Origin of the sequence: Bradyrhizobium pachyrhizi (assembly GCF_001189245.1) — a bacterium.
Taxonomy (GTDB): domain Bacteria; phylum Pseudomonadota; class Alphaproteobacteria; order Rhizobiales; family Xanthobacteraceae; genus Bradyrhizobium; species Bradyrhizobium pachyrhizi.
In genome coordinates this window covers 148,930-170,192 of record NZ_LFIQ01000051.1, presented here as the reverse complement: position 1 = coordinate 170,192, position 21,263 = coordinate 148,930, and the positions used below count along the sequence as shown (strand labels likewise).

General features: G+C 64.2%; 21 protein-coding genes. 12 read left to right on the top strand and 9 right to left on the bottom strand.

What is annotated here, in order from left to right:
- Positions 1-64: 64 nt before the first annotated feature.
- Positions 65-859, bottom strand: coding sequence for a class II aldolase/adducin family protein (locus AKL29_RS09160; RefSeq protein WP_021080321.1), 795 nt, complete (start codon positions 857-859; stop codon positions 65-67).
- A gap of 186 nt (positions 860-1,045) precedes the next feature.
- On the opposite strand from AKL29_RS09160, the gene AKL29_RS09155 reads away from it, so the two are divergent.
- A complete protein-coding gene (locus AKL29_RS09155; RefSeq protein ID WP_050383969.1) occupies positions 1,046-2,542 on the top strand; it encodes a M81 family metallopeptidase in 1,497 nt (498 codons plus the stop codon).
- On the top strand, positions 2,539-3,549 hold the full coding sequence (locus AKL29_RS09150) for a glutathione S-transferase N-terminal domain-containing protein (protein ID WP_050383910.1): 1,011 nt from the start codon (positions 2,539-2,541) through the stop codon (positions 3,547-3,549). Before AKL29_RS09155 ends, AKL29_RS09150 begins: the two co-directional genes overlap by 4 nt.
- A gap of 39 nt (positions 3,550-3,588) precedes the next feature.
- On the opposite strand, the gene AKL29_RS09145 is transcribed toward AKL29_RS09150, so the two are convergent.
- From AKL29_RS09145 to AKL29_RS09125, 5 genes are all read right to left on the bottom strand, one after another.
- Positions 3,589-4,218 carry a 2-hydroxychromene-2-carboxylate isomerase gene (locus tag AKL29_RS09145; protein WP_050383968.1) on the bottom strand — a complete coding sequence of 210 codons (630 nt, stop codon included), beginning with the start codon at positions 4,216-4,218 and terminating at the stop codon, positions 3,589-3,591.
- A gap of 506 nt (positions 4,219-4,724) precedes the next feature.
- Complete coding sequence (locus tag AKL29_RS09140) at positions 4,725-6,647, bottom strand: flavin-containing monooxygenase (RefSeq protein WP_050383909.1); 1,923 nt, start codon at positions 6,645-6,647, stop codon at positions 4,725-4,727.
- Positions 6,648-6,656: 9 nt separating this feature from the next.
- A complete protein-coding gene (locus AKL29_RS09135; RefSeq protein ID WP_050383908.1) occupies positions 6,657-7,430 on the bottom strand; it encodes an SDR family NAD(P)-dependent oxidoreductase in 774 nt (257 codons plus the stop codon).
- Positions 7,427-8,071, bottom strand: a complete 645-nt coding sequence (locus tag AKL29_RS09130) for a TetR/AcrR family transcriptional regulator (RefSeq protein WP_050383907.1) — start codon at positions 8,069-8,071, stop codon at positions 7,427-7,429. Before AKL29_RS09130 ends, AKL29_RS09135 begins: the two co-directional genes overlap by 4 nt.
- Positions 8,068-9,564 carry an AMP-binding protein gene (locus AKL29_RS09125; protein ID WP_050383906.1) on the bottom strand — a complete coding sequence of 499 codons (1,497 nt, stop codon included), beginning with the start codon at positions 9,562-9,564 and terminating at the stop codon, positions 8,068-8,070. Before AKL29_RS09125 ends, AKL29_RS09130 begins: the two co-directional genes overlap by 4 nt.
- Positions 9,565-9,735: 171 nt before the next feature.
- On the opposite strand from AKL29_RS09125, the gene AKL29_RS09120 reads away from it, so the two are divergent.
- From AKL29_RS09120 to AKL29_RS09075, 10 genes are all read left to right on the top strand, one after another.
- Positions 9,736-10,995 carry an ABC transporter substrate-binding protein gene (locus AKL29_RS09120; RefSeq protein WP_038383532.1) on the top strand — a complete coding sequence of 420 codons (1,260 nt, stop codon included), beginning with the start codon at positions 9,736-9,738 and terminating at the stop codon, positions 10,993-10,995.
- 98 nt (positions 10,996-11,093) lie between these two features.
- Positions 11,094-11,996, top strand: a complete 903-nt coding sequence (locus AKL29_RS09115) for a branched-chain amino acid ABC transporter permease (RefSeq protein WP_050383905.1) — start codon at positions 11,094-11,096, stop codon at positions 11,994-11,996.
- Positions 11,993-13,021 carry a branched-chain amino acid ABC transporter permease gene (locus AKL29_RS09110; RefSeq protein ID WP_050383904.1) on the top strand — a complete coding sequence of 343 codons (1,029 nt, stop codon included), beginning with the start codon at positions 11,993-11,995 and terminating at the stop codon, positions 13,019-13,021. The genes AKL29_RS09115 and AKL29_RS09110 overlap by 4 nt, the downstream gene beginning before the upstream one ends.
- On the top strand, positions 13,018-13,797 hold the full coding sequence (locus AKL29_RS09105; protein WP_028336901.1) for an SDR family NAD(P)-dependent oxidoreductase: 780 nt from the start codon (positions 13,018-13,020) through the stop codon (positions 13,795-13,797). The genes AKL29_RS09110 and AKL29_RS09105 overlap by 4 nt, the downstream gene beginning before the upstream one ends.
- Positions 13,798-13,799: 2 nt before the next feature.
- A complete protein-coding gene (locus tag AKL29_RS09100) occupies positions 13,800-14,558 on the top strand; it encodes an ABC transporter ATP-binding protein (RefSeq protein ID WP_050383903.1) in 759 nt (252 codons plus the stop codon).
- Positions 14,555-15,271: an ABC transporter ATP-binding protein gene (locus AKL29_RS09095; protein ID WP_028336899.1), complete on the top strand. Its 717-nt coding sequence runs from the start codon at positions 14,555-14,557 to the stop codon at positions 15,269-15,271. Before AKL29_RS09100 ends, AKL29_RS09095 begins: the two co-directional genes overlap by 4 nt.
- Positions 15,272-15,381: 110 nt before the next feature.
- Entirely contained in the window at positions 15,382-16,581 is a 1,200-nt protein-coding gene (locus tag AKL29_RS09090; protein ID WP_050383902.1) for a CaiB/BaiF CoA transferase family protein, read from the top strand.
- A gap of 14 nt (positions 16,582-16,595) precedes the next feature.
- A complete protein-coding gene (locus tag AKL29_RS09085; RefSeq protein WP_050383901.1) occupies positions 16,596-17,372 on the top strand; it encodes an enoyl-CoA hydratase/isomerase family protein in 777 nt (258 codons plus the stop codon).
- Complete coding sequence (locus AKL29_RS09080) at positions 17,373-17,828, top strand: MaoC family dehydratase (RefSeq protein ID WP_016847346.1); 456 nt, start codon at positions 17,373-17,375, stop codon at positions 17,826-17,828.
- A gap of 3 nt (positions 17,829-17,831) precedes the next feature.
- On the top strand, positions 17,832-18,686 hold the full coding sequence (locus AKL29_RS09075) for an HpcH/HpaI aldolase/citrate lyase family protein (protein WP_050383900.1): 855 nt from the start codon (positions 17,832-17,834) through the stop codon (positions 18,684-18,686).
- Between the two features lie 86 nt (positions 18,687-18,772).
- Here the strand turns inward: AKL29_RS09075 and AKL29_RS09070 are convergent, their stop codons facing one another.
- From AKL29_RS09070 to AKL29_RS09060, 3 genes are all read right to left on the bottom strand, one after another.
- Positions 18,773-19,924: an OpgC domain-containing protein gene (locus AKL29_RS09070; protein ID WP_028336894.1), complete on the bottom strand. Its 1,152-nt coding sequence runs from the start codon at positions 19,922-19,924 to the stop codon at positions 18,773-18,775.
- Between the two features lie 165 nt (positions 19,925-20,089).
- Positions 20,090-20,365 carry a hypothetical protein gene (locus tag AKL29_RS09065; protein WP_050383899.1) on the bottom strand — a complete coding sequence of 92 codons (276 nt, stop codon included), beginning with the start codon at positions 20,363-20,365 and terminating at the stop codon, positions 20,090-20,092.
- A gap of 158 nt (positions 20,366-20,523) precedes the next feature.
- The gene (locus AKL29_RS09060) at positions 20,524-21,162 is read right to left on the bottom strand and encodes a LexA family transcriptional regulator (protein ID WP_028336892.1); all 639 of its coding nucleotides are present in this window, start codon (positions 21,160-21,162) and stop codon (positions 20,524-20,526) included.
- Positions 21,163-21,263 lie beyond the last annotated feature (101 nt).

The following is a 21,263-nucleotide window of genomic DNA, read 5'->3' as shown; positions in this document are numbered from 1 at the left end:
ACTCAGTGTCGTCCCGGCGAAGGCCGGGACGACGAATGGAGAAAGCCTGCGCCGGCTTTCGCTCTCAATCCCGATACGACGGATCTGCCCGGTCGAGCTTGCGCAGCAGCGCGGGCCAGGCGAGTTCGCCGTTGCGGGCGGCGCGGCCGGGCTTCGGCAGCATCCGCTCATAGGTGTCTTCGAGGATATTTTGCGGCGGATAGATCAGCTTGGTGTTGCAGGACAGCGCCATCACCTGGGTCTGGCAGGCGCGCTCAAGGCGGAACAGCACGTTGAAGGCGGCTGGCACGGTGCGGCCGACGACCAAGAGGCCATGGTTGCGCAGGATCATCGCCTCGTTGTCGCCGAGGTCGCGGACCAGGCGTTCGCGCTCGTCGACATTGTCGGCGATGCCCTCGAAGTCGTGATAGGCGATGTGCAGGAAGCGCATCGAGGTCTGTGCCAGCGGCAGCAGGCCGCATTCCATCGCCGAGACCGCCATGCCGGCCGGGGTGTGGGTGTGCGCGACGCAATCCATGTCGTGCTTGGCCATGTGGATGGCGCTGTGAATGACGAAGCCGGCCACATTGACGTCGTAGTCGGTCGCGTTGAGCAGCGTGTTGCCCTCGACGTCGACCTTGATCAGGCTGGAGGCGTCGATCTCCTCATACAGCATGCCGTAGGCATTGATCAGGAACTGGTCGGTGGTGCCGGGCACGCGGCAGGAGATGTGGTTCGCGATCATCTCGGTCATGCCGTACATCGCCGTCAGCCGATAACAGGCGGCAAGATCGACGCGGGCCTGCCACTCCTCGGCGCTCACCTGCTCGCGAACCGATTTGACGACCTTGATCGCGGGCGAGCTGACGGGGGGATTCATGGCGCTCTCTCCTTGAGAAATCTGCGGGGCCGCGGCCCGATCGTTGCGGCGGACCATAGCAGAATCCGCGCGGCGGCAAGCTGCGCTGCGCCTGCGTATTTGCAGGTCTGGCGGGCAAAAACCGAATGCGGATTGGCGCGCCGCGCGTTCAATGCCACAATGCGGAAAACAGCCGAGGCGCACCAAATGAGCGATCGCAAGATACGTATCGCCGTCCTGCATTTCTCCCACGAAACCGTCTCGTTCCTGCCGAACGAGACCACGCTCGACGACTTCATCTATCCGGGCTCGCCGGCCAGGGGCGAGGCGCTGCTGCAGTTCGATCCCAAGAACTATATGGGCGGCTTCGTGCAGGTGGCGCGCGAGTTCTCCGAGGTCGAGCTGGTCGGCATCGAATCCCCGCTCTGGCCGAAGACCTACACCGGATCCGGCTGGATCACCGAGGAAGCCTATCGCACCTTCACCGGCAAGATGATCGCCGGATTGAAGGAGGAGGGACCGTTCGACGGCGTCTATCTGTGCCTGCATGGCGCGATGGCCGTGCGCGGCGTGCCGCGTCCCGAAGCCGATCTGGCGCGGCAGGTCCGCGACGTGGTCGGCCGCTCCGCCTTCATTGCGGCGACGTTCGATCCTCACGGCAACGAGGATGAGGCGTTCCTCGAGCAGGCGGACATGGCGTTCGCTGTCAAATATTTCCCGCATTATGACGCGCATCTGCAGGGTGAACGCGCAGCGCGCATGCTGGTGCGAGCGATCCGCGGCGACTACAAGCCGGCGCACAGGACGATCAAGGTTCCTGTGATCTCGCCCACTGTGCTGCAATGGACCGGGGCGCGTCCGTGGATGGACCTCGTGCAGCGCGCGCTGATCTGGGAGGCGCGCGAGGTCGACGTCTACGTCAACATCTTCTTCGGCTTCCCGTTCGCCGACGTTCCCGATGTCGGCATGACCGTGCAGGTTCTGACCAACGACAATCCAAAGCTCGCCGAGCAGGTCGCGCGCGATCTCGCCGGCACGATCTGGCGGCTGCGCGAAGCCTTGCTGCAATCGACCAGGCTGTACGGCATCACCGAGGGTGTTGCGCTGGCCAAGCAGGCCGTCGCCGCTGGCAACACACCGGTGGTGCTGGCCGATCACAGCGACCGGTCGGGGTCGGCGACCTGGCTGCTGCGTGAGATCATCGCGCAGGACCTCGCCAACACCGTGATCGCGACCATTACCGACGCCAGGGCGACCGCAAGCCTGAAGGCCGCCGGCGCCAAGGCCGGCGATGCCTTCGACATGGAGATCGGCGGCCGCGCTGACGAGTCGGCGGGCGATCCGGTTTGGATTCAGGGCACGGTTTCGGCGGCGGGCGAGGGCTATGGCCAGTTCTGGGTCTGCGTGCGCTTCGGCCGCAACAATGTGCTGATCCTGTCCACCTATCTGGTGCAGGTTATGGAGCCGTTCTCGCTGAAGGCGCTGGTGCCCGACATCGGCGCCTTCGACGTGATGGCGATCAAGTCTCGGGTCCATTTCCGGCGCGGCTTCGACGACAATGGATTTGCCAAGACGATCCTCGTGGTCGAACCCGACGAGCCGTTCCTCGGCACGACGCGGCTGGACAAGCTGCCGTACAAGAACGTCGATCTCGCGCAGTTCTATCCGTACGGCAAACCGGCGTTTTTGGAGCCATCGTCATGACAGGGGAACGCTATCGCCTGATCGGCTCGACCGCCTCGCCCTATGCGATCAAGTTGCGCGCGCTGATGCGCTACCGGCGGATTCCGCACGATTGGGTGATCATGACCAAGGCGCTGCGCGAGGCGACCGCGCATCTGAAGCCGATGCTGATCCCGGTGCTGCAATATCCCGACGGCAGCTACCGCGGCGAGACCACGACGCTGGCCTATGATCTGGAAGTGCGCCACCAGGGACGCTCGGTGATCCCGGAGGACAAGGCGGTCGCATTCGTCTGCGACCTGCTTGAGGACCTCGCCGACGAATGGGCGGTGAAGCCGCTGTTTCTTTATCGCTGGTGGGATCCGGAAGATCAGGCCTATGTCTCGCGCTGGGCCGGCGAGGAGTGGTCGACATCGGAGGCCGAGGCCGGCAGCCGCGAGGAGATCGAAGAGTTCCGGCAGCGGCAGATTTCGCGCATGGTCATTCTCGGCGCGACGGATGAGAACAGGCCGCTGCTGGAGGAGAGCTACCGGCGCACGCTTGCGGCGTTCGAGCCGCATGTCGGCATGAAGAGCTATCTGTTCGGCAGCCGGCCGTCGCTGGCGGATTTCGCCTGGTTCGGCCAACTCAGCGAGATGGCGACCGACCCGACCCCGATGCGGATCATGCGCGAGCGTGCGCCGTTCAGCGATCACTGGGTGCGGCGGCTCGACGATGCGTCAGGTGTCGAGGGCGACTGGTATCGGCGTGAGCAGGCGCTTGGCGGGTTCGCCGAGGCGCTGCTGCGGATCGCCGGCGAACTTTATCTACCGTTCCTGGCCGCCAATGCGGATGCGTTTGCGAAGGGCCTCGAGCGGCTCGAGATCAATGTCTGGGGACTGCCCTATGCACTGGCGCCGTTCAAATATCAGGTCAAGTGCCTGCAGCAGTTGCGCGAGAAGTTTGCCGCGCTCGATGCCGGCGATCGCGCGGCGTTGCAGCCGGTGCTGGAACGCACCGGGTGCTGGGCCATTCTGGTTGGAGGCTGATCGATCAGCGACGATAGGCAGATTCGAAACGATCGGCGTCTACGTCTGGTGCCGGCTGCCAAGCGCGATCGCGATCGTCTCCGGCTGCTTGATCCGCTCGATCAGCATGTCGATGCGGTCGCCGCCCCAGAACAGCTCGCCGTTGAACACCATGCTGGGCACGCCGAACACGCCGAGCGCTTCGGCCTCGTCGATGATGCGATCATGTTCGGCGCGGGCAGGGCCGCGAACATAGGCCTCGAAGGTGTCGGCAGAACCACCGACCGCGGCGATCACGCCGGCAATCTCAGTCAGGTCGTCGATTTCCAGCTCGTGATTCCAGAACTTCCGGAACACCGTATCGTGATAAGGCCCGAACAGCCCGTGACGCTGCGCGAACAGCATCCCGGCGCTGGCGTAGAAGGCGTCGTATATCCGGCGCGGGCCCTTCATGGTCAGTCCCTGCGCGTTGGCGAACCGGCGCGCATCCATGTAGGCGTAGCGCACCTTGCGCCAGAAGTGCGGTGTACGCTCCTCGACCGTGCCCATGAATTCCGGAATGCGCAGCGTGTAGGGCAGCCATTCCAGCTCGACGCCGTATGTCTCCTCGAGTTCGAACAGCCCCTTGTTGGCGACATAGGCATAGGGAGACTTGTAGTCGGTGTAGATTCGGACCCGCGGCTTTTCCATCATCATTCCTCATCTCGTCGCGACAATTGTTCCCGATCCCGTGCGGGGGCGCAATGCGGCGTGATGAAGGGGAGGTCGCGGGCAAACGAACGGGCCCCGGTGCAGTCAAGCATCGCGGGGCCCTGCTACTTCGTTTTAGCGAAGGATGTCTGGTATCGACCAGTCGTGTTTCGGGACCTAAAAGCGCGTGGCCTTTGCGCTCCTGTCCTGCGGATATGTTCAGATTGTCGGTGGCGCACGCGGCTAGCAGCTGCTGTTTGCCTCAACGTGCACCGAGACCTTGCCGCTGAGCAAGGTCGCTGGCTTGCGCCGGTGGCGTCATGCTCCTCTCCAAGGGTGGGCCGACGGACATCTGTCCGCTTCAGCTGCCTGACGGCCGATCCCATAATCGTCCGTCAATTCCTGCGACGCGAGGAGCAAGCGCTCCAGCACCCCAACAGGTGCAGTCAGCGAAATGCTGCGGCAGTTATGGCCATCTGTCAAGTTAACGAGCGAGGGAATTCAGGTCAGGAGTCCTGTCGCGACTTGGTCTTTCGATATTGGGTGAAATCCGGATCGTGCGTCATCTTCCAGTAGTCGACGAACCGCCACGGCATCGCCGAGAACACCCGGCCGCTTCTGTTGCGGTAGTAGGTCGTCATGCCCGGATGCGTCCAGATCAGTTGCTCATGCTCGGCGTCGACGTCGCGGATATACGCGTCATGCGCGTCGGGATGCACGTCGATCGCGGCGATGTCGTTCTCGATCATCTCGACAAGGCAGGCGGAGATGTAGCGGCTCTGGCACTCCGACTGGAAGATGACGCTGCCGCCATGCGCAGGGCCCGAATTGGGGCCGAGCATCAGAAAGAGATTGGGGAAATCAGGCACGGTGAGGCCGAGATAGGCGGTCGGATTGTCGTCGCGCCACGCCTGCTTGAGGTTCTTGCCGTCACGCCCGGTGATATTGAGACGCGCCGCCATCTCGGAGACTTTGAAACCGGTCGAGATCACGATGACGTCGTGCTGCCGCGATGTGCCGTCGGCGGTGACGATTCCGTCTGCAGCGAAATGGTCGATCTTGTCGGTGACCAGCTCGACATTCGGCCTGGTCAGCGTCTTGAACCAGTTGTTGTCGAGCAGGATACGCTTGCCGTAGGGTGGATAGGTCGGCATGCATTTCTCGATCAGATCGGGGCGATCCTTCAGCTCGGACAGGATGAAGTCGGCGAGCTCCTGGCGATGCCGGTCGTTGCCCTTGTTGACGGCGCGGTCCGGATGCGGCCAGGCCGGATCCTTGCGCAGGAACGGCAGCAATCCGTCGCCGTAACGCCAGAACATGTTGAAGCGATACCACTGCACATAGAACGGCAGATGGGCGAGCAGCCACTGCGCGCCTTCGGTGATCGGATCGGAATAGCCCTTCACCGGCCGCGCCCACTGCGCGGTGCGCTGATAGACGGTGACCGAGGCGACACGGCCCGCGATCGACGGCACCAGCTGCATCGCGGTTGCGCCGGTGCCGATCACGGCGACATGCCTGCCGTCGAGCTTGACGTCGTCGGACCACAGAGCCGAATGAACCTTCAAACCCCTGAAGTTCTCGTCTCCCTCAAAGCGGGCCGGCAGAGGGTCATTGAGCTGGCCGATCGCGCTGACCAGCGCGGTGGATTCGAAGGTCTCTTCGCCGCGCGCGGTCTTCAGCGTCGAGATCCAGCGCCGCCTGCCTTCGTCCCAGCGCGAGGCGACGAGCTCGGTATTGAGGCGGACGTGCTGGCGGATGTCGTATTCGCGCACGACCTTGAGCAGATAGTCGAGCAGCTCCTGGCGCTGCGCGAAATAGCGGGTCCACGGATTGCGCGCGCCGAACGAAAAGGAATAGGAGTGGTTCGGCGTATCGACGCCGCAGCCGGGATAGCGGTTGACGTACCAGGTGCCGCCGATCTCGTCCTGCTTCTCGACAATGGTATAGGGGATGCCGAGCCGACCGAGCGTAACGCTGAGCGCGATCGCGCAGACCCCGGCGCCGACGATGAGCACATGCTGCTGCGCCAGCTTCTCGCCAGAAGGGCGCTCGCGCCAGCGCGCGTCGCGCGGGACGAAGCCCATTTCCTCGCGCATCAGCGGGGCATATTCCGGCGCGACGTTCTCGCCGAGCGTCACGCGCATCATCCGCAGCATCAGCTCATTGCCGGGATCGGTGATGACGGGCTTCGGGGTGCCGTTCGCGCACAGGTTCAGGACCGCCGCGCGAATCTCGTCCTGGATCTCCTTCGGCACGCCGGCGTCGGGGTCCGGGATCAGGCGGACGTCGCGCTTCGGCTTGTAGGGCGGCTCGAGCCACTTCTCGTCGCCGGTCATGTGCACCAGCACCATCAGCAGCACGCGGATGTCGCCCTCGGCGATGGCGGAGGACAGATCGAGGTGTTTGCGCGGAAGCTCGATATTCATGCGTTGTCCTTAGCTGCGTGGGGCTTCCGGCAGGCCGCCATAGGCGGCCCAGGTGGTGCCTGCGATGTAGCCGGCATCGACCGGCAGGTTGATGCCGGTGACGCCGCTGCTCTGCGGGGAGAGCAGCCAGGCGATCGCCTGCGCCACTTCGATCGGCTCGACCAGCCGGTTCATCGCGGTCGGCCGCGCCAGCAGATCCTTGTTCAGGGCGCCCGATGCGATGCCGGCCTCGAGCGCTGCCGTGCGGGTGAAGCCGGGCGACACCGCGTTGACGCGGACGCCGGAACGGCCCCATTCGGCGGCGAGCGTCTGCGTGATCTGGATGACGCCGGCCTTGGCCGCGGTATAGGCGTGGATCGGGCCCGACGTCATGCCGGCCACCGAGGCGACGTTGACGATCGCGCCATGCCGACGCTTCGCCATGGCGATGCCGACGCTGCGCGCGACCAGGAAGGTGCCGCGCAGGTCGATATTGACCTCGCGGTCCCATTGCTCCATCCGCACCCGTTCGATCGAGTGCATCTTGCCGAACACGCCGGCGGCGTTGACGAGGCCGCTGATCGGACCATGCGCGGTCTCGATATCGGCAATGCCTGCGACAACGGCGCTCTCGCTCGCGACGTCGAACGGCGCCGGCCACAGGACGGCGGCTGTTCCAACCAACGGCTCGGGCGCGATGTCGACGATGACGACGCGATGCCCCTGATCGGCGAGCAGCGTTGCGGTCGCCGCGCCGATGCCGCGGCTGCCGCCGGTGACCAGGATGGTGCCCTCAGCGCTCATGATTTTCTTCCCTTGTCGCTGGTGGTGAACAGGCCGCGGGTGACCAGCTTGTGGTAAGCCGTGATCACATAATCGGGAACTGCGGTGACGCCGCGCTCGGAATAGGAATAGCGGCGGCTGAGATAGCCGCGTGCGCCCATCAGCACCTGGACGATGGCCTCGAACTCCTCGTCGCTGAAGGCGTTGGTCGCACCCGCGGCCCGTGCGCGTTGCAGGATCCGCACATAGGCACTGGAGATGTTGTCGAAATGCTTCTGGTAGCCGATCGGCGCGAAGAATTCGGCCTCGTTGAGGATGCGCAGGAATTCCGGCACCTCGCGGATGAAATCGAAGAAGGCGCTGAAGCGCTCGACCTCCTGCCGGGCTTCGCTCGCGGTGCCGGTGCGCGCGTGGATGAAGCGGACCATGTCGAGGCCGATCTTCGGCAGCAGCTGGTCGAGCAGTTCCTGGCGGTTCTCGAAATGATTGTAGAAGGTGCCCTGCGCGACGCCGGCGGCCTCGGTGATGCGCGCGACCGAGGCTTCGGCATAGCCGTATTTGCCGACGACCTTGGTTGCGGCGTCGAAGATCTTCTGCTTGGTCCAGGCGTTGCGCTCGACCCGGTTGAGCTTTGTCACCTTGGCGGTTGTCGCTTGCGTCATGCGGTGGCCTCGAGTTCGGCGCGGAGCACGCGTTTGAGCACTTTGCCGGATGGATTGCGCGGCAGGCTGTCGCGGATGACGAGCTGCCGCGGCACCTTGAAGCCGGCGAGCCGTGTCCGGCAGTGGTCGGTGAGACTGGGCAGGTCGAGCTTGGCGTCGTCGGCCAGCACCACGATCGCGACCGGCTTCTCACCCCAGCGCGCGTCCGGCAGGCCGATCACCGCGACCTCGCGCACTTCAGGCATTTCGTAGATGACGCGCTCGACCTCGGAGGAGGCGATGTTCTCGCCGCCCGAAATGATCATGTCCTTCTTGCGATCGGTCAGATACAGGAAGCCGTCGTCGTCGAGATAGCCGACATCGCCGGTGCGGAACCAGTCGCCGAAGAACGCGGATGCGGTCTTCTCCGGATCCTTCCAGTAGCCCTGCGTGACCTTCGGGCCGCGCAGGCAGATCTCGCCGTTCTGGCCGGCCGGCAGGCGCTTGCCGGCATCGTCGCGGATCTCGATCTCGACATGGGCGATGGCGCGGCCGGTCGAGCCGATCTTCTCGATCTCGCGGCCCGCGTCCATGAAGGTATCGCCGCCGCAGCTTTCGGTGAGGCCGTAGGCATCGATGTAGCGCGCGTTCTTGAAATAGTCCGAGAAGGCGCGGATGCGGACTTCCGGCGTCTTCTCGCCGCCGCCGATCGCCCATTGCAGGCTGGAGACGTCGTAGCGCTCGCGGTTCGGGCAGGTGAGGAGGGCCGTGGTCATGACCGGCGCGAACCACGCCGCGTTGAGCTTCTCGCGCTCGATCGCGGCGAGTGCAGGTTCAGGCTCGAAGGCGCGATGAATGCACAGCATGCCGCCCTGCCAGAGCACGGCGATGCCGGGCAGGTCGAGCGCGCCGACGTGATAGAGCGGGCCGACGACGAGCAGTCGCGTGTCGGCGTTGAGCCCGAGCACCAAGGTCTGGTCGGCGGATTTCCAGTAGACGTTCTCGTAAGTGAGCATCACCCCCTTGGGACGATCCGTCGTGCCCGAGGTGTACATCAGCCGCATCAGGTCGCGCGGCCGGCGCACGTGGATCGGCGCCGGCGCGATGTCGGGCGCAAGGTTGGCGACGCTGGACTGAGCGACCTCATCGAGCAGCACGACCGGTGCGCCGCCGGTTGCGATCGCGGCAAACTCCTCGTCGGCGACCAAGAGGCGCGCGCCCGAATTGCCGACGATGTAGCCGACCTCATCGGCCGACAGGCGATAGTTGATCGGCAGGAACACCGCGCCGATATGGCTGGTCGCGAACACCAGCTCGAGAAAGGCCGTGCTGTTCTTCATCAGCACGGCGACGACGTCGCCGGGCGCGATCCCGCGCGCCGCGAGCCAGCCGCCGACCTGCCGGATCCGCAGATCAAAGTCGGCGTAGGAGACGTCCTCGCCGCGATATTTCAGCGCACAGCAGTCCGGAGTCCGCCGGGCATGAAATGCGATGAAGCTGGAAAGGTTGATCATTTGCCGCCCGCGGGGCCGATTCCGGCGCCGTTTTCTCCCTGGATGAATTATGAGTCGTAATTCATCTTTGGCTTGACGTCACCCCCCTTGCTCTGAAAACATCGTGGTCATGGAGACGGAACGATCTCCGGCAGGGATTTTGGGAACGCGAACCCGACAGGGAGGGGAATGATGAAGAGGACCCGGAAACCGGGCATCACCCGGCGCTCGACGCTTGCGCTGATGGGCGCCGGTGCGGTGAGCTTTGCCGCGCCGTGGGTGGCGCGCGCACAGGCCAAGACGATCAAGATCGGCATGCCGACCATTCTGTCGGGCCGCGTCGCGCAACTCGGAACGTCCTCGCGCAACGCAGTGCTGCTGGAGGTCGAGAAGGTCAATGCCGCCGGCGGCCTTGCCGGGCGGCAGATCGAGATGGTGATCCGCGACTCCAAGGGACAGCCGCAGGAGGCCGCGCGCATCGCGCGCGAGCTCGTCAACACCGATGGCTGCGAGATGCTGCTCGACGGCGAAGCGTCGTCGGGATCGTTCGCTGTTCACGAAGTGGCGCGCGATCTCGGCGTGCTCTGCATCCATACCTGCTCGGAAGCGTCATCGCTGACCGCCGATCCCAAGCAGCACATCCCGAACGCCTTCCGCTGCGTGCGGCAGGGCATTCACGACTCGATCGTCGGCGCCAGCTACGCGGCAGGGATCGCCAAGGCCAAGGGCCTGAAGAAATGGGCGACCTGTTCGCCCGACTATGCCTATGGCCGCGACACCACCGGCGAGTTCGTGCTGTATCTGAAGAAGTTCGCGCCCGACGTCGAGATCATCAGCGAGTCCTGGCCAAAGCTGTTCCAGCCCGACTACACCGAGGTGGTGACGAAGATCCTGCAGGCCAAGCCGCAGGCGCTCTATTCCTGCCTGTGGGGCGGCGATCTCACCTCCTACATCGACCAGGCCAACATCTACGCGATGTTCACCCAGATGGAGGTGTTTGCGGTCAACATGGCCGACTACACCGCGCTCACGGTGGTGAAGAACCTGCCCAAGGGCATCCACTCCGGCGACCGCTACATCAAGACCTTCCCGCCGACGCCGGAAAACGCGGCCTGGGGCGATGCCTACAAGGCCAAGTACAACGAGTATCCGACCAACTGGTCGTGGCAGAACGCCACGGCAGTCATGTTCCTCAACGAGGCCGTCAAGAAGGCGAACTCGACCGACGGCAAGAAGGTCGCGGAGGCGCTCACCGGCCTCACCATCAAATGCCCGTTCGGCGCCGATGGCACCGTGACCATGCGCGCCGACGATCACACGCTGGTCGGCTACGCAATCGGCTGGGGCACCACCATCCCACAGGAGCCCTATGTGCCCGATGTGAAGGCCGGAGACTGGAAGACCATCTTCGAGCTCGAAGCCGAGTGGAAGAAGAGCAAGGGCTACACCTGATCCGCATGTCGGGCGGCGGCGGCAATTTGCTGCCTCCGCCTCGCATCTGATGTTTGTCGCGCGCCGACGTTGCGGCCCGCCGTAATGGATGATTCTCCGTGGACCTCGACGCGCTTGCCAGTTGTCTCGCCAGCCCTGCCTGCCTGGTGACGCAAACCACCAGCGGCCTGATCATCGGCATGCTGCTGTTCCTAGTCGCCGTTGGGCTGACGCTGATCTTCGGCGTGCTCAAGGTGGTCAATTTCAGCCACGGCGCCTTCTATATGTTCGGCGCCTATTTCGCGATGACGGCCTATCAGCTCACCGGCAGCTTCGCGCTGGCGATGCTGAGCGGCGCCGTCGGCACCGCGATCCTCGGCCTGGTCTTCGAGCGCGTGTTCATGAGCCGGGTCTACGGCCGCGACGTCTTGATGCAGCTCCTGGTCTGCTACGCCTTCGTGCTGATCTTCGACGATGTCGTCCGCATGATCTGGGGGCCTGAGTTCAAGTCGATGGGCATGCCGGCTGCATTCCAGGTGCCGCCGCTGTTCATCGCCGGCGGCGTGGTGCCGCCATACTATCTGCTCTTGATCGGGGTGGCGCTCGCCGCGGCGGTTGTTCTTGGCCTGGGGCTGGCGCGCTCCAGGATCGGCAAGGTAATCCGTGCGGCCGCGCATAATCCCGGCATGGTCTCGGCGCTCGGTATCAATACCGGGCTGATCTATGGCGGCGTATTCGCGCTCGGCGGCATGCTGGCGGGACTGGCGGGAGCGCTTGCCGCGCCGGTGCGCTCGCTGACGCCGGGCATGGGCTTCTCGGTGCTGATCGAGTCCTTCATCGTCACCGTGATCGGCGGCATGGGCTCGATTATCGGCGCGTTGATCGGCGCGCTTTTGATCGGCCTGATCCGCTCCTTCGGATCGCTCGGCTTCCCGCTGTTCACCGAGGGGCTGATGTATCTCTTCATGGTGATCGTGCTGGTCTCGCGTCCGACCGGGCTGTTCGGCAAGGAGGTCGCATGACCGAGTTGCAGGCCGGGCAGGGCACGCAGCCCCTCGATGTTGCCCGGATCGACGCCAGGCCGCAGCGTTACCGCGATGTCCTGATCGCGCTGGTGGCCTTTGTCGTGCTCGCGCTGCTGCCGTTCATCTTCGGCAGCAAGCAGCTGCTCGACTTCGTGATCCGCTGCGCGGCCTATGGATTGTTCGCGACGTCGCTCAACCTTCTGGTCGGCTATACCGGTTTGATCTCGTTCGGCCACGGTATGTTCTTCGGCCTCGGTGCCTATGGTTTCGGGCTGATGATGCAGAAGACCGGCGTGCCGATCCCGGTGGCTTTCGTCGCCACGCTGGCGATGACCCTGGTCGTCGCCGTCGTCATCGGAGCGATCTGCGTGCGGCTGAAGGAGATCTACTTCGCCTTCGTCACGCTGGCATTCCAGATGCTGATTCACTCGACCATCCTGTCGTGGCAGTCGCTGACCGGCGGCGACCAGGGCCTGCGCGGCGGGATTCCGCGGCCGCCGTTTCTCAGCATCGATCTGTCGAATCATCTGCATCTCTACATCACGAGCTGCGCCCTGCTGGTGATCGGCCTGCTGCTCATGCGCCAGATCGCGCAATCGCCGTTCGGCTATACGCTGCGCATGATCCGCGACAACGCCACGCGGGCGAGCTTCATCGGCATCGATGTCTGGCGCGCCAAGCTGACGATCTTTGTGCTCGCTGCGCTGTTCGCGTCGACCGGCGGCATCATCATGGCGCTGTTCGTCTCCGGCGCCTATCCCGAGTTCGCCTATTGGACGATCTCGGGCGAGGGCATCTTCATCAACATGCTCGGCGGCGTGACAACCTTCCTCGGACCGATGGTCGGCACGGTGCTGCTGCTGATCCTCAACGATACCGTTACCCGCTTGACCGAGTATCACGGCATCGTGCTCGGCATCGTGATCCTGTTCTTTGCCATTGGCCTGCGAAAAGGCCTGATGGACTTTGTCGTCGAATGGTTCGCGCAGCGTCGCGGAGAAGTCGGGGAGCGGGCGCCATGACTGCACAGATGCGGATCAGCGTCGTTACCGGCGGCGCCAGCGGCATCGGCGCGGCGTGCGTGCGTGAGCTCGCAGCGGCCGGTGATCTCGTCGCCGTCGTCGACCGCGACATCGCCAAGGCGCAGACGGTTGCGGCGGAAGTCGGTGGCAAGGCGTTTGCGGCCGACGTGGCGGACGAGCGCAGCGTCGAGGCCTGTGCGGCCGCGATCGAGCGCGACTGCGGCCCGGTCGCGGTGCTGGTCAACAGCGCCGGCATCATCCAGGTGCCGGCCCGTCCGCACGAGCTGCCGATGACCTCCTGGGACGACGTCGTGCGCGTCGACCAGCGCGGCACCTATGTCGCCTGTGTTGCCTTTGCGCGGCAGATGATCGCGCGCAAGCGCGGCAGCATCGTCAACATCGCCTCGATCGCCGGCATGCGCTCGATGCCGTTGCATGCCTATGCGCCCGCCAAGGCGGCGGTGATCGCCATTACCGAGTGCCTCGCTGCCGAATGGGGGACCTCCGGCATCCGCGTCAATGCCGTGTCACCCGGTTACACGCTGACGCCGGCCTTGAAGAATGCCATCGATCGCGGAGAGCGGGATGTTTCCGCGCTAGCAGCCAATGCCGCACTTCGTCGCCTCGTCGACCCCTCGGAAATTGGCCGCGTCGTCGCATTCTTGGCCTCCGATGCGGCCTCGGCGATGACCGGCGCCAATGTGCCGGTCGATTGCGGCTGGCTTGCCGGCACGTCGTGGAGCACCTATGGCGGCCTGCGGGAGGCGAGCGGCTAGCCATGCTGGAGATTCGCGGACTCTCGAAATCCTTTGGCGGCGTCAAGGCGACCGACAACGTCTCGCTCGACTTCGCCGACGGTTCGCTCACCGCCGTGATCGGTCCCAACGGCGCCGGCAAGAGCACATTCTTCAACCTGATCACGGGCGCGCTGCAACCTGATGCCGGGCAGATTTTGCTCAACGGCGTCGACATGGCGGGCAAGGCCCCGCCGGAGATCGTGCGCCATGGCATCGGCCGCGCCTTCCAGGTCGCGAGCATCTTCCCGTCGCTGACGGTGGAGGAGACGATGCTCGCTGCAGTCTGTGCCGATCAGCGCCGCGCCGGCGTGATGCATCGCCGGTTTCCGCTGGCCGAGACCCGCGACCGCGCCGAGCATGCGATGGAACTGCTCGGCCTTGCCGGTAAGCGCAACCGGACCGCGGCGACGCTGTCGCACGGCGACCAGAAGCTGCTCGACATCGCGCTCGCGCTGGTGCTCGAGCCCAAGGTGCTGCTGCTCGACGAGCCGACCGCGGGCATGGGCACCGAGGAGCGCTGGCGCATGATCGACAAGGTGCGTGAGCTCTGGGAGAAGCAGAAGATCACCGTCGTGTTCATCGAGCACGACATGGACATCGTGTTCAAGATCGCGCCTCGGATCGTCGTGCTGTGCTACGGCCGGATCCTGGCGACCGGGACGCCGGACGCGATCCGCAGGAATGATGCCGTAATCGAGGCCTATCTCGGCAGCGACGACCATTCGGGAGCGGTGGCATGAGCGCGCAGCCGGTGGTGCAGGTCGACGACCTCGACGTCTATTATGGCACCAGCCAGATCCTGTTCGGCGTCGGCCTGTCGGTGCGGCAGGGCGAGACCATGGCGTTGCTCGGCCGCAACGGCGCCGGCAAGTCGACCACCATGAAGGCCATCATGGGGCTGGCGCCGGCGCGCCGCGGCAAGGTGACCCTGCGCGGCCAGGTGGTCTCGGGAATGAGGCCGTATCACATCGCGCGGGCCGGGCTCGGCTTCGTGCCGGAAGACCGCCAGATCTTTCCCGAGCATACGGTGGAGGACAATCTCGTCATCGGTCAGAAGAAGGGGCCGGATGGCGAGGACGAGTGGTCGATCCGCCGCGTCTATGACGTGTTCCCGCTGCTCGAGCCGCTGCGGCACCGGATCGCCGGAAGGCTGTCCGGCGGCGAGCAGCAAATGCTGGCGATCGCCCGCACGCTGATGGGCAATCCGGTGCTGCTGCTGCTGGATGAGCCGAGCGAGGGGCTGGCGCCGATCATCGTGCAGCGCATCGGCGAACTGCTGCGGCAGCTCCGCGGCACCGGTGCCACAGTATTGATCGCCGAGCAGAACATGCATTTTTGCCTTGGCCTTGCGAGCCACGCGACGGTTATCGACAAGGGACAGATCGTCTACACATCCTCCATCGAAGAGCTGAAGGCCAACGACAATGTCCGGCAGCGCTATCTGGCGCTGTAGGGCATGATCCGGGAAAAGCGCGCAGCGGTTTTCCCTCGCGACAAGCGCGCAGCGTTTGCGCGGGGATCATGCCCAAAGGACAGGGCTCTTCGGCAGCGATGGGAGGACAAATGGCGGGCAAGCTGACGCCGACGCATGAAGCGCCGTATCGCGGGCTGAAGGTACTCGATTTCGGGCAGGGGATTGCCTCGCCCTATTGCGCGATGCTGCTCGGTGTCTACGGCGCCGACGTCATCAAGGTCGAACCGCCGGAGGGCGACTGGTCGCGCTATCTCGGCACGACCTACGGCAATCATACAACGCTGTCGGCAGTCTACAACCGCGGCAAGCGCAGCCTGTGCCTCGACATGAAGCACAAGGACGGGATCGCGATCGCGCAGCGGTTGGCGCGCGAGGCCGACGTGCTCATCGAAGGATTTCGTCCCGGCGTCGCGGAGCGGCTCGGGCTCGGCTATGAGGGCCTGTCGCGCGACAATCCCGGCCTGGTCTACCTGTCGGTCAGCGGCTTCGGGCAGAGCGGGCCGTATGCCAAGCGGCCCGGCTCGGATTCGGTGGCGCAGGCGTTCTCGGGGCTGGTCTCGGTCAATCTCGGCGCCGATGGCGTGCCGCATCGGGTCGGTACCACGATTTCCGACGTCGTCACCGGCGTCTATGCGTTCCAGGCCATCGCCACGACGCTATTCGCGCGTGCGACCGTCGGCACCGGCCGCTGGATCGACGTCAATCTCTGCCAGTCGACGTCGGCGCTGCTCGGCCACAAGGTGGCGGAGTTCATCCTCGAGGGCGGCGCGCCGCGCGCGCTGAACGTTCCGGCCGGCACCTACCAGACCCGGGACGGCTGGATGATGGTCACCCTGGTGAACGAGCCGCAATACAAGCGGCTATGCGGTGCGATCGGCCGTGAGGACCTCGCCGGCGACCCGCGTTTTGCCGACTTCGCCCGGCGCGCCGATGCTGCCGATGCGCTGATCCCGCAATTGCGCGAGGTGTTCCTGACCCAGGCGACGGACGCCTGGCTGACCCGGCTGCATGCGGCCGATATCATCGCAGAGCGGATCCTCGATCCCGGCGAATGGCTGCGCAACGCCCATGTCGAGGCGACCAGCGCGTCGGTGCGCCAGGACACACCCGGCGTCGGCGCGGTCTATTCGCCGCGCACGCCGGGGATCGCGAGCCTGTCCGAGGATCACCTTTGCCCCGCGCCTGACGTCGGGCAGGATAGCCGCGCCGTGCTGACGGAGGCTGGCTTCGGTTCCGCCGAGATCGATGGCCTGCTGCTCTCGGGCGCCGTGCGACAGGCCAAGAGCTAGGGAGGCAATACATCATGAGCACCGACCTCGTTCGTTACTCGGTCACCGACCAGATTGCGGAGATCGTGCTGGATCGGGCGCCGGTGAATGCGCTCAGCATTCCCCTGATCGACGCGCTGCTGGCAGCGCTGGCGAAGGCGCGCGAGGACGACGCGGTGCGCGCCGTCATCATCAGCAGCGCCTACAAGGTGTTTTGCGCCGGCCTCGATCTCGACATCGTCAGGGGCAAGCCCGCGATCGAGACCAAGACATTCCTCGAGCGGCTGTATTTCGCGCTGAACGATACGCAGTACCGCATGGGCAAGCCGACGATTGCGGCGATCGATGGCGCGGTGCGCGCCGGCGGCATGACGATCGCGATCTCCTGCGACATGATCGTCGCGGGCGATGGCTCGACCTTCGGCTATCCCGAGATCGATGTCGGCCTGATCCCGGCGATCCATTTCGTGCAGTTGCCGCGGCTGGTCGGAAAGCACCAGGCATTCGGCCCGCTGTTCCTTGGCGAGCCCTTCGATGCCGCGACCGCCTTTCGCATGGGCCTGCTCAGCGAGGTGGTGCCGAAGGGCACTGCGCTCGCGCGCGCCCGCGAGATCGCACGCAAGCTCGCGGCGAAATCGCCGATCGTGATGAAGATCGGCCGCGACGCCTTCATGCGTGCGGTCGATGCCGATTTCCGCCGCTCGGTGGAAAACACGGCGGAAAGCTTCGTTGTGGTCGCATCGACGGAAGATTGCCAGGAAGGGCTGAATGCGTTCGTCGAGAAGCGGACGCCCAACTACAAGGGACGGTAAATGGCAGGATTGTATTTCGAGGAGTTCGAGATCGGACAGGAATTCCATCACGAGTTCAGCCGCACCGTGACCGAGATGGACAACACCATGTTCAGCCTCCTGACCATGAACCCGCAGCCATTGCATATCGACGCGCATTTCTCCGAGAAGACCGAGTTCGGCCAGCGGCTGTTCAACAGCCTCTATACGCTCGGCATCATGATCGGCATGAGCGTGTACGATACGACGTTGGGAACGACCGTCGGCAATCTCGGCATGACCGACGTCAAGTTCCCGAAGCCGGTGTTTCACGGCGACACGCTGAAGGCGCACACCAGAATCATCGGCAAGCGCGCCAGCAAGTCGCGGCCCACCCAGGGCATCGTCGAGTTCGAGCACACCATGACCAACCAGCGCGGCGAGGTGGTGGCGAGCTGCCGCCGCACCGGCCTGATGCACTGCAAGCCGAAGGCGTAAGCGATGCGATCGTTCCTGTTCGTTCCCGGCGACAGCACCCGGAAGTATGAAAGCGCGAAGAAGACCGCAGCCGATGCACTGATCCTCGACCTCGAGGATTCCATCGCGCCGGACCAGAAGGTGGTTGCGCGGGGCATCACGCGCCAGATGCTCGATGCGCGCAATCCGGAGCAGAAGCTTTATATCCGCGTCAACGCGCTCGACACCGATCTGACGCTCGGCGATCTCGCCGCCGTGATGCCCGGTAAACCCGATGGAATCGTGCTGCCGAAATGCGCCGGTGCCGCCGACGTCAACCGGCTCGCACTCTATCTCGACGCATTCGAGGCCGCCTCTGATATCGCGCAGGGCACCACGCGGATCGTGACGGTCGCGACCGAGACGGCGCGGGCGGTGCTGAAAATCCTCGATTTCGAGAACATGAGCCCGCGGCTGTGGGGCATGATGTGGGGCGCGGAGGATCTCGCGGCCTCGCTCGGGGCAACGCGCAACCGCAGTGACGGCCGCTATCACTCGCCCTTCATCCTGGCGCGCGATCTCTGCCTGATCGGCGCGGCCGCCGCCGGCGTCGTCGCGATCGACACCATCGCGACCGACATCAACGATCTCGATGCTTTGAAGGCCGAGGCGGTCGCCGCGCGCCAGGATGGCTTCCTCGCCAAGGCCGTGATCCATCCCAAGCATGTCGACGTCGTCAACGCGGCCTTCATGCCGACGGATGAGGAAATCGCATGGTCGGAGCGGGTGATCGCCGCGTTCGCCAATAATCCATCGGGGGTCGCCAAGATGGACGGCAAGATGCTGGACAAGCCGCATCTGCGCGCCGCCGAGAAGATCCTGGCGTCGCGCCGGAAATAATCGGGGAGGCCGGCTCGATACCGCGATGTTGCGCGATAGCGAGGCGCGGCTGCGGCGGTCGTTGACGATCGACTGAACCGCAGGAATCAAGAATGAGCGACGGCCGACTTGCCGTCCTGCTGCTTCGACCACGAGACGTAGTAGGCGACGGCCGTCATCGCCGCGATGCCGGCGATGCTGACCGCGACCTGCCTTGCCAGTGAGTATGGACCCGTAATCAGGATCAGGTGCGCAGCGAAGGAGAGGAAGACGCCTGCACAGAACACGGCCAGCCATTCCTCGCCACACTTGATGATCGGCTGCAAGGCGTGAGATCGCAAGTAATCCCAGTCGCGAGGCACTAGCCAGCTGAACAGGAATGTCAGGACCAGGAAATGCAGGATGCGATGAGGCGCGACATCCTCCCGGTCGTTTGGCAGCAGCACATCGCTCAGCCCGCTCGGCATCATTTGCGCGAGTGCCGGGATATCGCTGCTCGAGACAATCGTCAGGGCGAACAGCAGATACAGCAACGCCATGGCGCGCAGCGCGGGAGCAGCCTGCATCGCGCGGATCGCGGGCGCATATCGCGCGCCGATCAGCGCGAGCCAGCCGCCCATCATGAACAGCAATTGCCAGCAGAACGGATTGAGGTACCAGTCGCCATACGGATATGACGACAGGTTCCAGTCGAGCAGCCGACCGGCCGCATAGAGGGTCACGGATGCGACGACCGTCGCGTTCGGCACGTACAACAGCCCGAACACGATGATGGGCTGGAACGCCATCAGGGCAATAGTGAGTTGCAGTACGTCGAGGTTGAGCGGCTTGGCTTGCAGGAACAGGCCGTAGATCAACGTCCGGATCGGGTGATCGATGAAGCCGGTGATGTTGAACTCGCTGATGATCTCGGGCGCCGCGGTCCGGGTAGCGACATAGCTGATCAACTCGACATAGATCACGAACAGAACGATATAGGCGGCATAGAGTTGCCATACGCGCTTGAAGATGCGAGTTGCGGCGACCAGGAATCCACGTTCCAGCGTCATCCTGGCGTAGATGAGCGTCACTGCGTAGCCGCCGACGAATACAAAAAGGTCGGTTGCGCCGCTGAAGCCGAAGTTGCGCATGGTCAGCGCGCCGACGACGTTGTGCGGAATATGGTCCAGAAACAGAAACCAGTTTGCGATGCCGAGCAGCAGCGCGATCCTGAGATCGCCATCGGCTTTCGCGATCTCGGCGTTTGTTGTCGAAGTCATCTGAAGCTGAAATTTTGCCGGCCCGAGAAACGAATCGCCAATCTAGAGGGAACCCGCGCCTGGTCCGAATAGACTTTGCGTGAACCCTATCTAGTCTGTTTCGGGTTCCGGCCAAGTGGCCGGCTCAAGAAAGATCACGTTTTCGCAATCAACTCGTGAGCGGTGTCAGACCGGCTCGTGTTTGCGCAGGTCGCGGGCGTGATCCAGCGTATTGGCTTGCAGGTTCGCGCCGGTCAGGGGGAACTCAGGCAAGGCGGCCTCGGCCAGCAGGTCGTCCGTGACATCCTCGACCGAACGCTCGGCAATCTCGTGAATGAAGCTGATGTTCGTATATTCGCCCGAGGCGATTCGTGAGACGACGTCGCGTCGTGTCATTTCGGGATCGACGATCGCCTCGCGGCCACGGCGACCATAGTCGATCATCACGACGAAATACTGCATTGCCTGATCGTTCGATGTTCTGACTGTCACCCATTATTTCCGATAATCGGAAGTATGTCAAGGTGAATTGTCGAAAACCGAAATTCAGGCATGCATGGCCGGACCGATTCATCCCGAAGGCGTCCGAATCGGTCCGGCCGGTCCCTGGAGCGGCGCGGTTACTTCTCGGACGATCGCCCGCCCTGCGTCCGGGCGGATTTGCGACCCTTCGCCGCCGATTTGCCGCGCAGCCTGTCGATCTGGCCGCGGGGCAGGGTGACGCAGATTTCGCCGATCCATTCGAGCTTTACGCCGTTGATCGGCTTGGCGTTAAAGCTCTTGAGGTTGACGGTGCCGGACGAACTGCCGCGTTCGATCGTCTTCAGATACCGCTCGCCGCTCTTCAGCCGGACCGCAGCTTCCTCTCCGTAGAAGCTCGACAGCGGATAGCGCTGCTCGCGATACACCACGATGACGTCGCCGTTCTCGTATTTCGGCAGCATCGAATCGCCCGAGACCTCGAAAGCGACGGTCTCCTCCGTCATCGGGAACGGAAGCTCGATTTCGCCGAGACCCTCCGGCGGGACCTGCTCGAGCTCCGGCTGGATCGAGGCGCCGGCGCCGACCCGGCCCACGATCGGCACCGAATTCAGCTCCAAATACTCCATGATCGGGGCAATCTCGGATGCCTTGATCAACCTTATTCCGGACAGGATTTCGGAGACCGCCCCGGCCCGAACCCCCATCGCGCGGGCAAGCCCGCCTTTGCTCTTCCCAGTCTTTTCCAGTGCTCGTTCGATCAGCGCCGCGTCCAGCATGTTTCATCCTTTCCCAAACCCGGACACATTATATCCGTTACGATTATCAGAAACAAGCTTGACTTTTTCTTCGGAATATCGGAAGGTATGCGAGGCGCCGG

Coding starts and splice junctions, on each gene's coding strand:
- AKL29_RS09160 (WP_021080321.1), bottom strand. CDS start 859: ATGAATCCCCCCGTCAGCTCGCCCGCGATCAAGGTCGTCAAATCGGTT.
- AKL29_RS09155 (WP_050383969.1), top strand. CDS start 1,046: ATGAGCGATCGCAAGATACGTATCGCCGTCCTGCATTTCTCCCACGAA.
- AKL29_RS09150 (WP_050383910.1), top strand. CDS start 2,539: ATGACAGGGGAACGCTATCGCCTGATCGGCTCGACCGCCTCGCCCTAT.
- AKL29_RS09145 (WP_050383968.1), bottom strand. CDS start 4,218: ATGGAAAAGCCGCGGGTCCGAATCTACACCGACTACAAGTCTCCCTAT.
- AKL29_RS09140 (WP_050383909.1), bottom strand. CDS start 6,647: ATGAATATCGAGCTTCCGCGCAAACACCTCGATCTGTCCTCCGCCATC.
- AKL29_RS09135 (WP_050383908.1), bottom strand. CDS start 7,430: ATGAGCGCTGAGGGCACCATCCTGGTCACCGGCGGCAGCCGCGGCATC.
- AKL29_RS09130 (WP_050383907.1), bottom strand. CDS start 8,071: ATGACGCAAGCGACAACCGCCAAGGTGACAAAGCTCAACCGGGTCGAG.
- AKL29_RS09125 (WP_050383906.1), bottom strand. CDS start 9,564: ATGATCAACCTTTCCAGCTTCATCGCATTTCATGCCCGGCGGACTCCG.
- AKL29_RS09120 (WP_038383532.1), top strand. CDS start 9,736: ATGAAGAGGACCCGGAAACCGGGCATCACCCGGCGCTCGACGCTTGCG.
- AKL29_RS09110 (WP_050383904.1), top strand. CDS start 11,993: ATGACCGAGTTGCAGGCCGGGCAGGGCACGCAGCCCCTCGATGTTGCC.
- AKL29_RS09105 (WP_028336901.1), top strand. CDS start 13,018: ATGACTGCACAGATGCGGATCAGCGTCGTTACCGGCGGCGCCAGCGGC.
- AKL29_RS09100 (WP_050383903.1), top strand. CDS start 13,800: ATGCTGGAGATTCGCGGACTCTCGAAATCCTTTGGCGGCGTCAAGGCG.
- AKL29_RS09095 (WP_028336899.1), top strand. CDS start 14,555: ATGAGCGCGCAGCCGGTGGTGCAGGTCGACGACCTCGACGTCTATTAT.
- AKL29_RS09090 (WP_050383902.1), top strand. CDS start 15,382: ATGGCGGGCAAGCTGACGCCGACGCATGAAGCGCCGTATCGCGGGCTG.
- AKL29_RS09085 (WP_050383901.1), top strand. CDS start 16,596: ATGAGCACCGACCTCGTTCGTTACTCGGTCACCGACCAGATTGCGGAG.
- AKL29_RS09080 (WP_016847346.1), top strand. CDS start 17,373: ATGGCAGGATTGTATTTCGAGGAGTTCGAGATCGGACAGGAATTCCAT.
- AKL29_RS09075 (WP_050383900.1), top strand. CDS start 17,832: ATGCGATCGTTCCTGTTCGTTCCCGGCGACAGCACCCGGAAGTATGAA.
- AKL29_RS09070 (WP_028336894.1), bottom strand. CDS start 19,924: ATGACTTCGACAACAAACGCCGAGATCGCGAAAGCCGATGGCGATCTC.
- AKL29_RS09065 (WP_050383899.1), bottom strand. CDS start 20,365: ATGCAGTATTTCGTCGTGATGATCGACTATGGTCGCCGTGGCCGCGAG.
- AKL29_RS09060 (WP_028336892.1), bottom strand. CDS start 21,162: ATGCTGGACGCGGCGCTGATCGAACGAGCACTGGAAAAGACTGGGAAG.